An 11,688-nucleotide genomic window follows, 5' to 3' on the forward strand; every position below is an offset into this window, starting at 1 on the left:
CCCCCGCGCACCCCCCGCCCCCCCCCCCCCCCCCCCCCCCCCCCCCCCCCCCCCCCCCCCCCCCCCCCCCCCCCCCCCCCCTCCGCTCCTCAGCTCGCGAGCGCGGCCACGGGGGGCGTGCGGGCGGCGCGTCGGGCCGGCAGCACCGAGGCGAGCAGCCCCGCCACCGTCGCGACGACGACGATCGCGACCACCTGCAGCCACGGCATGCTGAGCACCACCTCGCCGTGGTCGCCGAGCACCGAGGCCACGCCGATCAGCCCGTAGCCGGTGCCCAGCGCCACCCCGAGCACCGCCGCGACCCCGGCCACCAGCGCCGCCTCCCACGCCAGCAGGCCGCGCACCTGCCCGCGGGTCAGCCCGAGCGCCCGCAGCAGCCCGTTCTCCTGGCGGCGCTCCACCACCGACAGCGCCAGGGTGTTGCCGACGCCGATCAGCGCGATGAGCACCGCCACCCCGAGCAGCCCGGTGACCACGAGCAGCAGCACGTCGAGCACCTGGTCCAGCGCCGCCCGTTCGCTGGCCAGGCCGGTGACCGCGGCGGTGGGCACCGCGGCGCCCACGACGTCGGTCACGTCGTCGACCACCGTGCCGGCGTCGGCACCGTCGGCCATCCGCACCCAGAAGGTGTCGAGCACCGCGTCGGGGTCGAGGGCGGTGAGGTCGGCCGTGGTGAGCAGCGGGACGTCGGTGTCGCCGAGCCGGACGGTGAAGGTCTGCTCGCCGCCGTCGCCGCCGCTCATCGTCACCCGGCCGCCGTCCTCGACGCCCCAGCTCTCCACGGTCCACCACGGCAGCACCGCGGTGCCCGGGGCCGGGAGCGGCAGGTCGTCGGTCGACCGCAGCACCGGCGCGGCCTGCGCCGGGTCGACCCCGAGGGTGTAGCCCTCGTACCCGTCCGGGCCGGTGACGCCGCCGGCGGTCAGCGCCGCCGCCGCCCGCACGCCGTCCACGGTCTGCAGCCGGGCGAGCAACGAGGCCGGCATGCCCTCGTCGGTGTTGCCGGTGACGACGACGTCGGTCGGGTACTGCGCGGCCAGGCCGGCCTGCGCGGTGGCCCGGGTGGAGGCCGCCCCCACGACCATCGCCGTGGTCAGCGTGACGCCGATGAGCAGCGCGGTCGCCGTGGCCGCCGTGCGGCGCGGGTTGCGCGTCGCGTTGCCGCCGGCCAGCCGGGCGGTGACCCCGCGCCGGCGCACCAGCCGGCCGGCGGCGGCGACCACCGGCGGCACCGCCCGCTGGGCGAGCAGCACCACGCCGAGGAAGCTCAGCGCCCCGCCGGCCACCGACAGCAGCACCTCGCCCAGCGCCACGCCGGCGCCCATCAGCACCACACCGGGGACGGTCAGCAGCAGGCCCGTGACCAGCCGCAGCACCCCGCCGCGCGAGCGCAGCGGCGCCGGGTCCAGCGGGCGCAGCGCGGCCAGCGGCGCGACCTGCGTCGCGGCGCGGGCGGGCACCAGGGCGGCCAGCAGCGTGGTGCCCGTGCCGATCGCCAGCCCGCCGAGCACCGCCGACAGCGGCACCGACACCCCGGCCAGCGGGATCGGCGAGTCGGTGCCCACCAGCGCCGACACCAGCGCGGCCAGGCCGATCCCCGCACCCACCCCGAGCACGGACGCGGCGACGCCGGTCAGCGCGGCCTCGGCGAGCACGCTGCGGCGCACCTGCCGGGCGGTCGCGCCGACGCAGCGCAGCAGCGCCAGCTCACGGGTCCGCTGGGCGAGCAGCACGGCGAAGGTGTTGGCGATGACCAGACCGGCCACCAGCAGCGCGACGGTGCCGAAGACCAGCAGCATCAGCGTGAGCACCAGCGCGTCGCCGGTGAGCGCCTCGGCCTCGGCGACGGCCGCCTCCTCGCCGGTCCGCACCTCGACGTCGCCGCCCAGCGCGGCCCGCACGTCGGCGGCGAGCGCCCCGGGGTCGGTGCCGTCGGTGCCGGCGACCCGCACCTCGCTCGGGCCCAGGGCGTCCCACGCCGCCACCTGGTCGCCGACGACGAACGCGCGGCCGTTGAGCCCCGCGGACGGGTCGCCGCCGAGGTCCACGACCCCGACCACGGTGGCCTGCGAGGTCGACTCGCGGCCCTCGTCGCCGTAGGTGGTCACGGTGAGGACGTCGCCGATGCCGGCCCCGACCCGCTCGCTGACGGCCACCTCGCCGGTCCGGTCGGGCAGCGCGCCCTCGGCCAGCTGCTGCCAGCGCAGCTGCGGGTCCGCGGCCACGGAGTCGACCAGGAGGTACTGGGCGCCGGTGCGGCCGGGCACGAGGGCCTGCACCGAGGTCGACGTCGCGAGGTCGACGGCGGCGACACCGGGCACGTCCGCCACCACGGCGGCGGCGGCGTCCAGCGGCTCGCCGCTGGTCGTGGTGACCACGACGTCGGCGCTCACGTACCGGGCGCCCACCGCCTCGAGCACGGTGTCCCGGGTGGTCTGGCTGAGGGTCAGCGTCGCGACGACGAAGCCGACCGCGATGACGATCGCGACGGTGGAGGCGACCAGGCGCGCGGCGTGCGCGCGCACGCCGGCCATGACGACGGGCAGCACGGTGCTCAGGCCCCCAGCCCGCGCAGCGCGGTGAGCACGGTGTCGGCGGTCGGCGCGGCGATGTCGCCGGCGACGCGACCGTCGGCCAGCAGCACGACGCGGTCGGCGTACGCGGCCGCGGCCGGGTCGTGGGTGACCATCACGACGGTCTGCCCGGTCTCCCGCACGCTGCTGCGCAGCAGGTCGAGCACCTCGGCGCCGGCCCGCGAGTCGAGGTTGCCGGTGGGCTCGTCGGCGAAGACGACGTCGGGCCGGGGGAGCAGCGCCCGGGCGACGGCGACGCGCTGCTGCTGGCCGCCGGACAGCTCCGAGGGCCGGTGCCGGAGCCGGTCGCGCAGCCCCAGCCGGGCCACCACCGCGTCGAACCACGAGGAGTCGGGACGGCGGCCGGCCAGCTGCATCGGCAGCAGGATGTTCTCCCGCGCGTCGAGCACCGGGAGCAGGTTGAACGACTGGAAGACGAAGCCGATCCGCTCGCGCCGCAGCCGGGTGAGCTGGTCGTCGCGCAGGCTGGTCAGCTCGGTGTCGCCGAGGAAGACCTGCCCGCCGGTCGGGACGTCCAGCCCGGCCAGGCAGTGCATGAGCGTGGACTTGCCCGACCCGGAGGGGCCCATGATCGCGGTGAAGGCGCCGCGGGCGAAGGCGACGTCGACACCGGCCAGCGCGTGCACCGCGGTGGCGCCGCTGCCGTAGGTGCGGGTCAGGCCGGTCGCGCGCACGGCGTCGGTGGTCGGCGGCGGCTCGCCGGGGACGGTCATCACGGGGACGGGAGCGGACACGATCGGGGCCTCTCGACGCGGGGAGCGGGACGTCGTCCACGCTGCCGGGGGAGGTCGTCGTCCCGCGTCGGAGCGGCGGGCGATCCTCGCGCCGCCGTCCCTGCGCCCGGGGGTGGAGGCCCGCGTCATCCCCCGGTCGGACCCGGCCGCGATCATGGGCCTCTTGCCGCAGACACGGGCGGACACGCCGCCGCGGGCGGCAACTCGCCCATGATCGCGGCGAAAGGGGTCGGAGGTTCAGGCGTCGCGGAGGAGGTCGGCCGGCTGCACCAGGCCGGTCCGGAAGGCGAGGACGACGGCCTGCACGCGGTCGCGCGAGCCCGTCTTGGCCAGCACCCGCCCGACGTGGGTCTTCACCGTGGCCTCGCTGACCACGAAGTGCGCGGCGAGCTCGGCGTTCGTGGCGCCGTAGGCCATCTGCACCAGCACCTCGCGCTCGCGCGGGGTCAGCTCGGCCAGCTCCCGGGGTGCGACGGCGGGGGCGGACGTCGCCCCGCGCAGCATCGGCGCCACGTGCTGCAGCAGCCGCCGGGTGGACGACGCGGCGATCACCGAGTCCCCGGCGTGCACGGTGCGGATCGCGGCGAGCATCTCCTCGGGCGGGGCGTCCTTGAGCAGGAAGCCGCTGGCCCCGGCGCCGATCGCGGCGACCACGTACTCGTCGAGGTCGAACGTGGTCAGCACGACCACCCGGGGCGGGTCGGGCCGGGCGGTCACCTGCCGGGTCGCCTCGATGCCGTCGGTGCCCGGCATGCGCACGTCCATGAGGACGACGTCGGCCGGCGTGCGGGCCAGCAGCCGCACCGCCTCGTCGCCGGTACCCGCCTCGCCGACGACGGTGAGGTCGGGCTGGGAGTCGATGACCATGCGGAAGCCCGCGCGCACCATCTGCTGGTCGTCGACGAGGACGACGCGGATCCGGCCCTCGGCGGGGGCGCTCATCGCCGGGCACCGTAGGGGAGCAGGGCGTGGACCGCGAAGCCGCCGCCCGACCGGGGCGCCGCGGTCAGCCGGCCGCCGTGCAGTTGCGCCCGCTCGACCATCCCGCGCAGGCCCTGGCCGCCACCCTGGGGCGCGCCGTCCGCGAGCGCGGCCGAGGCCCCCCGGCCGTCGTCGAGCACCGCGACCTCCAGTCCGTCGTCCCGCCACGACAGCCGCACCCAGGCCCGCCCGGCGGAGCCCGCGTGCTTGAGCACGTTGGTCAGCGACTCCTGCACGATCCGGTAGGCGGCCAGCTGCGGGCCGGCCGGCAGCGGCCGCGGGCTGCCCTCCACCAGCAGGTCGACGTCGAGGCCGCTGGCCCGCACGTCCTCGACCAGCGCCGGGACGGCGGCGACGTCCGGCTGCGGCGCGTACTCCTCGCCCGGCCCCTCGCGGAGCACGCCGAGCAGCGCCCGCATGTCGGTGAGCGCCTGCCGGCCGGTCGCGGCTATCGCCTCGAGCGCGCCGGTGGCCGCCTCCGGGTCGGTGCGCCCGGCGTAGCGGCCGCCGTCGGCCTGGGCGATGACCACCGACAGGGAGTGCGCCACGACGTCGTGCATCTCGCGGGCGATCCGGGCGCGCTCGGCGGTGGCGGCCAGCCGCATCTCCTGCTGGCGCTCGGTCTCCAGCAGGCGGGCGCGCTCCTCCAGACCGGCCTCGCGCTGCAGGCGGGCCCGCCGCAGGTTGCCCAGGGCCCAGGCCGCCACGACGGCGACGGCGATCGTCCCGGTGGCCACGACCATCGCGTCGGGGGAGTCGATCGCGTAGTAGAAGGTGGCGGCCAGCACCGCGCCGAGCAGCCCGACCGCCAGGCCCGCCCGCGCCGCCCAGCGCGGGGCGTAGGCCGCCAGCGCGTGCACCATGACCAGCGCGGCGACGTCGGCCGGGATCAGCTGCGGGACGGCCCCCAGCTGCAGCAGCCCGACGCCGGTGACGACGGCCGCCGCGGGCACCGGCGCCCGCCGCCGCCAGGCCAGCGGCGCGACGAGCAGCGTGCCGGTGAGCAGCGCGACGTCCCCGCCGGGCCAGAACATCCCGGCCGGCAGCAGCACCAGGCAGAACCAGGCGGCTCCGGCGATCGCGGCGTCCACCGCGAACGGGTGCCGGCGCAGCCGGTCGGCCACGCGTTCCATCGGTTCGTCCATCGCGCCGTCGAATCTAGGCAGTGGGCGGCCCGGCGTCGTCCACCTGCGGGATGACCCGCCCGTCCCGCCGGGGGACGACGCGGCTCAGCCGCCCACGTTGCAGCCGACGGACCCGGAGGAGACGTCGACGGGGGCGAACCGGGTGCCGTCGGCCGCCACCAGCCCGTCGATCCGCAGCCGGCCGTCGCTCTCGCCGCACTCCTCCCCGGGCGGGTCGAGGTCGAGGGTGACCGTCCCGGCGGTGACCTCCTGGGTGGCGGTGGGCTCGGCGGCGGCGTCGATCGCGTCGGTGCAGAAGTTCGCGGTCAGGTCGTGCCCGGTGAGCACGAGCACCTCCACCCGGGGGTCCGGCAGGGCGTAGCGCAGCCGGGTGGGTCCGTCGGTGGCGCGGTCGACGACGTCGGTGGACACGGTGACCGCGACGTCGCCCGAGCCGCCGGCCGCCCAGAAGAACACCTCGCCGCAGGCGTCGCCGTCGGTCAGCACGACCCCGGCCGTGCCGCCGGCGGTCGGGCTCCCGGCCGGTGACGCGGTGCCGGCGGTGGTCGCCGTGCAGCCGGCCAGGGACGCGAGGACGCAGCCGAGGAGCAGTCGTCGGGCCGGCACGGCGCGCAGTGTGCCCGCGGAGCCGCTCCTGCGGGTCGCGGCCTAGCGCGGGCCGAGGTGGCGCAGCAGCGTCTCGCCGACGTCCCGCATCGACGCGACCTGCTCGGGGGTGAGCTGGTCGAACAGGTGGGTGCGCACGCTCTCGACGTGCACGTGCGCCGCCGCCTCGAGCGCGGTGAACCCCTCGTCGGTGAGGACGGCGAGCTGCCCCCGGCCGTCCTCGGGGCACACCTGCCGGCGCACCCAGCCGCGCTCCTCGAGGCGGGAGACCGCGTGCGACAGCCGGCTGCGCGAGGACAGGCAGCGGTCGGCGAGCTCGCTCATCCGCATGGCCCGGCCGGGTGTCTCGGAGAGGGCGACGAGGATCTCGTAGTAGGCGTGCGAGATGCCCGTGGCGGAGGTCAGCTCACGGTCGAGCCGGTCGTGCAGCAGCATCGAGCTGAAGAGGTAGGCGCGCCAGGCCTTCTGCTCCTCCGCGTCGAGCCAGCGCGTGCCGCCGGGGGAGGGCTCCGGCGATCCCGACGTCGAGGACATGCCCCGAGGGTACTGGCGGAATAGTCAAGCCTTCAACTACGCTCTCGGGGCAGAAGGTCAAACGCTCAACCACTTTGGAGACCACCGTGACCCAGTCCGCTGCCGTCCAGATCCCCGGCTACGTCGCCGGCACCTGGGACATCGACCCCACCCACTCCACCGTGGGCTTCTCCGTCCGCCACATGATGGTGAGCAAGGTCCGCGGCTACTTCCGCGACTTCTCCGGTGAGATCGTGACCGCCGCCGACCCGGCGCAGTCCTCGGTCACCGCCCGCATCAACATGGACTCGATCGACACCCGGCAGGAGCAGCGCGACGCGCACATCCGCTCCGCCGACTTCTTCGACGTGGGCAACCACACCGAGATGACCTTCCGGTCCACCGAGGTCCGCACCGACGGCGCCGACTGGTCGATCGTCGGCGACCTGACCATCAAGGGCATCACCAAGCCCGTCACCCTGGAGCTGGAGCTCAACGGCTTCGGCCCCGACGCCTACGGCGGCACCCGCGCCGGCTTCAGCGCCAAGACCGAGATCTCCCGCAAGGAGTACGGCGTCGACATCGACATGCCGATGGACGGCGGCGGCGTCGTCGTCGGCGACAAGATCACCGTCGAGCTCGAGATCGAGGCCGTGCTCCGCACCGCCTGAGGAAGGACCCCCTCGCCCCCCGCCACTCGTGAGCTCGCGGCGGGACCCTGCGAGGGGACCGCTCCAGCACTTCCCGAGGGCCCCGGACGTCGTCGCGTCCGGGGCCCTCGTGCGTCCGGGGACACTGGGTGCCATGACGACGTCGCCGCTGCTCACCCGCGCCCGCACCCGCTTCCCCTCCGCCGTGCTCGTCGCCGCCGGGCTGGCCGCGGGCTTCGGCATCGCGCAGGGGACTGGCGTCCGGGCGCTGGGGGGTGCGGTCTTCGTCGCCGGGGGAGTGGCCGCGGCGGCGCTGTGGGTCCGGCGGCGCGGCTGGGCGGTCGCGCTCGGCCTCGGCGGGCTGTACGTCGGCGCGTTCGTCCTCGCGCACGTCCTGGCCCTCGGCGCCGGTCTGCCGGCGTGGCTGGCCGTCGGCCTGGTGACCGTCGCCGCGGCCGGGGTCACCGCGGCGGTCGCCGACCGGGGGGACGCCGCCTGACCGCGGGCAGCGGCGGTGAGACTGGTCACGCGGCGCCCTGCAGGGTCCCCCGCGAGCTCGCGAGCGGAGGGGGACAGGGGGTCGTTCGACTAGCATGGGAAGGTCGCCGGGCCGGCGGCTGTTATCACCGGTGTCTGTGGTGCCCCGTGGCTGAGAGCCCGGGGGTGCCGACCCCCGATCTCCCTGAGGTGCCTCTCCGCATGCCCACCCGCAACGACCTGCGCAACGTCGCGATCGTCGCCCACGTCGACCACGGCAAGACCACCCTGGTCGACGCCCTCCTCCGCCAGGCCGGCGCCCTGGGCCGCGCCAAGGGCGAGGGCACGGACGCCGACACCACGCAGGACCGCGTGATGGACTCGATGGACCTCGAGCGCGAGCGCGGCATCACCATCCTCGCCAAGAACACCGCCATCCGGCTGGCCGACGACGAGGGCAACCCGGTGGTCGTCAACATCGTCGACACCCCGGGTCACGCCGACTTCGGCGGTGAGGTCGAGCGCGGGCTGTCGATGGTCGACGGCGTCGTCCTGCTCGTCGACGCCTCCGAGGGGCCGCTGCCGCAGACCCGCTTCGTGCTGCGCAAGGCGCTGGCCAAGGGGATGCCGGTCATCCTCGCCGTCAACAAGACCGACCGCGCCGACGCCCGCATCGAGGAGGTCGTCGACGAGAGCTACGAGCTGTTCATGGAGCTGCTCGAGGACAACGGCTCGGACGCCGACGCCCTCGAGTTCCCGATCGTCTACTGCAACGGCCGCACCGGTCAGGCCTCGCTCAACCGGCCCGAGAACGGCACCGTCCCGGACAGCCCGGACCTCGCGCCGCTGGTGAAGACGCTGCTCGACACCATCCCGCCGCCGTCCTACGACGCCGAGGAGCCGCTGCGCGCGCAGGTCACCAACCTCGACGCCTCGCCGTTCCTCGGCCGGCTCGCGCTGCTGCGCATCCACTCCGGTGAGATGAAGCGCGGCCAGCAGGTCGCCTGGTGCCGCACCGACGGCAGCATCAAGAACGTCAAGATCACCGAGCTGCTGGTCACCGAGGGCCTCACCCGCACCCCGGCCGACAGCGCCGGCCCCGGCGACCTGGTCGCCATCGCGGGCATCGAGGACATCATGATCGGCGACACCCTCGCCGACCCGAACGACCCGCGCCCCCTGCCGCCGCTGACCGTCGACGAGCCGTCGATCTCGATCACCATCGGCATCAACACCTCGCCGATCTCGGGCAAGTCGGGCAAGAAGCTCACCGCCCGGCTGATCAAGAACCGCCTGGACCAGGAGCTGGTCGGCAACGTCTCGGTGCGCATGCTGCCCACCGAGCGTCCCGACACCTGGGAGATGCAGGGCCGCGGCGAGCTGGCGCTGGCGATCCTGGTCGAGCAGCTGCGCCGCGAGGAGTTCGAGCTCACCGTCGGCCGGCCGACCGTGGTCACCAAGGAGATCGACGGCAAGCTGCACGAGCCGGTCGAGCGGGTCACCATCGACACCCCGGGCGAGTACGTCGGCACGCTCACCCAGGCGCTGGCCACCCGCCGCGGGCGCATGGAGAACCTGGTGCACCACGACACCGGCTGGGCGCGGATGGAGTACATCGTCCCGTCCCGCGGGCTGATCGGGTTCCGCACCGAGTTCCTCACCGAGACCCGCGGCACCGGCGTCCTCAACCACAACCTCGAGGGCTACGAGCCGTGGCTGGGCGACATGCGCGCCCGGCCCACCGGCTCGCTCGTGGCCGACCGCCAGGGCGTGGCGACCTCCTACGCGATGTTCTCGCTGCAGGAGCGCGGCTCGCTCATGGTCGCCCCGGGCACCGAGGTCTACGAGGGCATGATCGTCGGCGAGAACTCCCGCCCCGACGACATGGACGTCAACATCACCAAGGAGAAGAAGCTTACCAACATGCGGTCCTCGACCGCGGAGGAGCTGGAGCGGCTGATCCCGCCGCGCATCCTGAACCTGGAGCAGGCGCTGGAGTTCTGCGCCGAGGACGAGTGCGTCGAGGTCACCCCGGCCGCCGTCCGCGTCCGCAAGGTGATCCTCGACCAGAACGAGCGCGGTAAGTCCAAGAACCGCAAGCCCAAGCCGTGACCCCGTCACGCTGAGCCCGTCACGCTGAGCCCCCTCCCGCCCGCCGGGAGGGGGCTCAGCTGTGTCGTGACCGTTCCGTGACCAATCGTGATGGCAGGCCGGAGGACGGCGGCGCGCCCGGACCCGACGCGCAGGGCGCCGCCCGACACGCCTCCTACGTTCGTCTCGGGCCCCTCTGACCACTCCGGTCCCGGGGGCCGCACCACGAGCAACGGACGGAAGGCTGGCGACGCTGATGAGGACGACCCCCCGCACGGGACTGCTGCCCGAGTCCGAGGGGCACCGCGGCGGGATCGACGTCCGGGTGAGCATCCGCGACGACGCCGGGGACGGCGACCAGGGCTTCGACGGCGCCTGGTTCCCGCGCAGTCGCGACCTCGCCGTCGAGGTGCCCGAGCTGATCGCCGCGCTGGACCGGCGCGGCGTCCACGTCGAGCGCTTCACCTACGCCCTCGACGCCTGGCTGCCCGCTCCGCGCAAGCTGGTGGTCGGCGGCCGGGTGGTGCGCACCGGTGGGTTCCGCAGCATGGAGCCGGGCGCGGTGTGCCTCAGCTGGGCCGGCGGCAACAAGCGCGCCGACCTGCTCGTCGTCCCTCCGGAGACCGACGTGGTCACCGGGGCCCGGGCGCTGCGGCTGTGCACGCGCCGCGGCCTCCCCCGCTCCCCGCAGATGGTCATGGCCGCCGCCCGGGCCACCCCGCTGCCGCAGGTGCCGGTCCTCCGCGCCGTGTAGGGCGTCTCGCGCGCGAGGGCTCGCGTTGCGCCCTCGGTGAACCGGGTGGACGGCGGGGGAGCGGTGCCGCTGGGCTGTCGGGCATGCGACTGCTCGTCCTCGGCGGCACCCTCTTCCTCGGCCGGCACGTGGTCGCGGCGGCCCTCGACCGCGGGCACGAGGTGGCCACCTTCACCCGTGGGGTGACCGGGTCGCCGCCCGACGGCGTCCGGGCGCTGCACGGGGACCGGGACGACCCCGCGGCCCTGCCGGCCGCCCTCGAGGACTGGGCGCCGGAGCTCGTCGTCGACACCTCCTGCCAGAGCCGGGCGGCGGCCCGCAACGCCGCGGCCGTGCTCGGCGGGGTGGCCGGCTACGCCTTCGTCAGCAGCCTCAACGCCTACCGGGACTGGCCGCCGGGCCCGGTCCGCGGGGAGGACGGGCCGGTGTGGCAGACCGACGACGACGAGTACGGCCCGGTCAAGGCCTACGCGGAGCGCGAGATCGGCGCCGCCGTCGGCGGCCGGTTCCTCACCGCCCGCGCGGGACTGGTCGTCGGGCCGCACGACACCGTGGACCGGCTGGGCTGGTGGCTGCGGCGGATGGCGCGCGGCGGGCGGGTCGTGGTCCCCGACGCGCTGGACCAGCCGATCGCGCTCGTCGACGCCCGCGACCTCGCCGGCTGGCTGGTCGCGATGGCCGAGCGCGGGGTGGGCGGCCCGGTCAACGCCACCGGACCGGCCGGGATGACGACGTTCGGGGAGCTCCTCGCCGTGTGCCACGAGGTGACCCGCTCCGACGCGGAGCTGGTGCCCGTGGCCGAGGAGCGGCTGCTGGCCGCCGGTGCCGAGCCCTGGCAGGACCTGCCCCTCTGGCTGCCCCGCGAGGTGGCCGTGACCGCCTGGGACGTCGACACCACCCGCGCCCGGGCACTCGGCCTGCCGGTCCGGCCGGTCCGCGACTCCGTCGCCGACACCTGGGAGTGGCTGCGGGGAGCCGGACCGCTGCCCCCGCCGCCACACGGCCTGCCCCGCCCCGGCTGGACGCCGGACCGGGAGGCGGCGGTGCTGGACGGCTGACCGGCTCTCCTCACGCGACCGGCCGGGGGGCCCCGGGGGGGCGGGCGGGCCGGGGGGGGCGTGCGGCCGTGGGGGGGTGGGGGGG

At 75.8% G+C, this 11,688-nt stretch carries 11 protein-coding genes; 5 read left to right on the forward strand and 6 right to left on the reverse strand.

Annotation, left to right across the window (positions count from 1 at the left end; translation table 11 throughout):
- Positions 1 to 89: 89 nt before the first annotated feature.
- The 6 genes from ACI8AX_RS23185 to ACI8AX_RS23210 all read right to left on the reverse strand — a co-directional run bounded on the left by ACI8AX_RS23185 (position 90) and on the right by ACI8AX_RS23210 (position 6,594).
- The gene (locus ACI8AX_RS23185; RefSeq protein WP_456552234.1) at positions 90 to 2,549 is read right to left on the reverse strand and encodes an ABC transporter permease; all 2,460 of its coding nucleotides are present in this window, start codon (positions 2,547 to 2,549) and stop codon (positions 90 to 92) included.
- 5 nt (positions 2,550 to 2,554) lie between these two features.
- Positions 2,555 to 3,307 carry an ABC transporter ATP-binding protein gene (locus ACI8AX_RS23190; protein WP_456552235.1) on the reverse strand — a complete coding sequence of 251 codons (753 nt, stop codon included), beginning with the start codon at positions 3,305 to 3,307 and terminating at the stop codon, positions 2,555 to 2,557.
- Between the two features lie 258 nt (positions 3,308 to 3,565).
- Positions 3,566 to 4,270: a response regulator gene (locus tag ACI8AX_RS23195; protein WP_456552236.1), complete on the reverse strand. Its 705-nt coding sequence runs from the start codon at positions 4,268 to 4,270 to the stop codon at positions 3,566 to 3,568.
- The gene (locus tag ACI8AX_RS23200) at positions 4,267 to 5,454 is read right to left on the reverse strand and encodes a sensor histidine kinase (protein WP_456552237.1); all 1,188 of its coding nucleotides are present in this window, start codon (positions 5,452 to 5,454) and stop codon (positions 4,267 to 4,269) included. Before ACI8AX_RS23200 ends, ACI8AX_RS23195 begins: the two co-directional genes overlap by 4 nt.
- A gap of 84 nt (positions 5,455 to 5,538) precedes the next feature.
- Positions 5,539 to 6,060, reverse strand: coding sequence for a hypothetical protein (locus ACI8AX_RS23205; RefSeq protein WP_456552238.1), 522 nt, complete (start codon positions 6,058 to 6,060; stop codon positions 5,539 to 5,541).
- A 42-nt stretch (positions 6,061 to 6,102) separates the two neighbouring features.
- On the reverse strand, positions 6,103 to 6,594 hold the full coding sequence (locus ACI8AX_RS23210) for a MarR family winged helix-turn-helix transcriptional regulator (RefSeq protein ID WP_456552239.1): 492 nt from the start codon (positions 6,592 to 6,594) through the stop codon (positions 6,103 to 6,105).
- 86 nt (positions 6,595 to 6,680) lie between these two features.
- Here ACI8AX_RS23210 and ACI8AX_RS23215 point away from each other — a divergent pair, with 86 nt between their 5' ends.
- The 5 genes from ACI8AX_RS23215 (at position 6,681) to ACI8AX_RS23235 (ending at position 11,603) form a co-directional block, all read left to right on the forward strand.
- Positions 6,681 to 7,244: a YceI family protein gene (locus ACI8AX_RS23215; RefSeq protein WP_456552240.1), complete on the forward strand. Its 564-nt coding sequence runs from the start codon at positions 6,681 to 6,683 to the stop codon at positions 7,242 to 7,244.
- Positions 7,245 to 7,377: 133 nt separating this feature from the next.
- Positions 7,378 to 7,722 (forward strand): hypothetical protein, encoded by a 345-nt coding sequence (locus tag ACI8AX_RS23220; protein WP_456552241.1) that lies wholly within the window; start codon positions 7,378 to 7,380, stop codon positions 7,720 to 7,722.
- Between the two features lie 200 nt (positions 7,723 to 7,922).
- On the forward strand, positions 7,923 to 9,812 hold the full coding sequence (gene typA, locus ACI8AX_RS23225; protein ID WP_456552242.1) for a translational GTPase TypA: 1,890 nt from the start codon (positions 7,923 to 7,925) through the stop codon (positions 9,810 to 9,812).
- Positions 9,813 to 10,047: 235 nt separating this feature from the next.
- Positions 10,048 to 10,545, forward strand: a complete 498-nt coding sequence (locus tag ACI8AX_RS23230; RefSeq protein WP_456552243.1) for a DUF5994 family protein — start codon at positions 10,048 to 10,050, stop codon at positions 10,543 to 10,545.
- An 83-nt stretch (positions 10,546 to 10,628) separates the two neighbouring features.
- The gene (locus tag ACI8AX_RS23235; protein ID WP_456552244.1) at positions 10,629 to 11,603 is read left to right on the forward strand and encodes an NAD-dependent epimerase/dehydratase family protein; all 975 of its coding nucleotides are present in this window, start codon (positions 10,629 to 10,631) and stop codon (positions 11,601 to 11,603) included.
- The last annotated feature ends 85 nt before the right edge of the window (positions 11,604 to 11,688 follow it).

It is taken from the genome of Blastococcus sp. SYSU D00813, from assembly GCF_054050735.1.

Coding starts and splice junctions, on each gene's coding strand:
- ACI8AX_RS23190 (WP_456552235.1), bottom strand. CDS start 3,307: ATGACCGTCCCCGGCGAGCCGCCGCCGACCACCGACGCCGTGCGCGCG.
- ACI8AX_RS23195 (WP_456552236.1), bottom strand. CDS start 4,270: ATGAGCGCCCCCGCCGAGGGCCGGATCCGCGTCGTCCTCGTCGACGAC.
- ACI8AX_RS23200 (WP_456552237.1), bottom strand. CDS start 5,454: ATGGACGAACCGATGGAACGCGTGGCCGACCGGCTGCGCCGGCACCCG.
- ACI8AX_RS23210 (WP_456552239.1), bottom strand. CDS start 6,594: ATGTCCTCGACGTCGGGATCGCCGGAGCCCTCCCCCGGCGGCACGCGC.
- ACI8AX_RS23220 (WP_456552241.1), top strand. CDS start 7,378: ATGACGACGTCGCCGCTGCTCACCCGCGCCCGCACCCGCTTCCCCTCC.
- typA (WP_456552242.1), top strand. CDS start 7,923: ATGCCCACCCGCAACGACCTGCGCAACGTCGCGATCGTCGCCCACGTC.
- ACI8AX_RS23230 (WP_456552243.1), top strand. CDS start 10,048: ATGAGGACGACCCCCCGCACGGGACTGCTGCCCGAGTCCGAGGGGCAC.
- ACI8AX_RS23235 (WP_456552244.1), top strand. CDS start 10,629: ATGCGACTGCTCGTCCTCGGCGGCACCCTCTTCCTCGGCCGGCACGTG.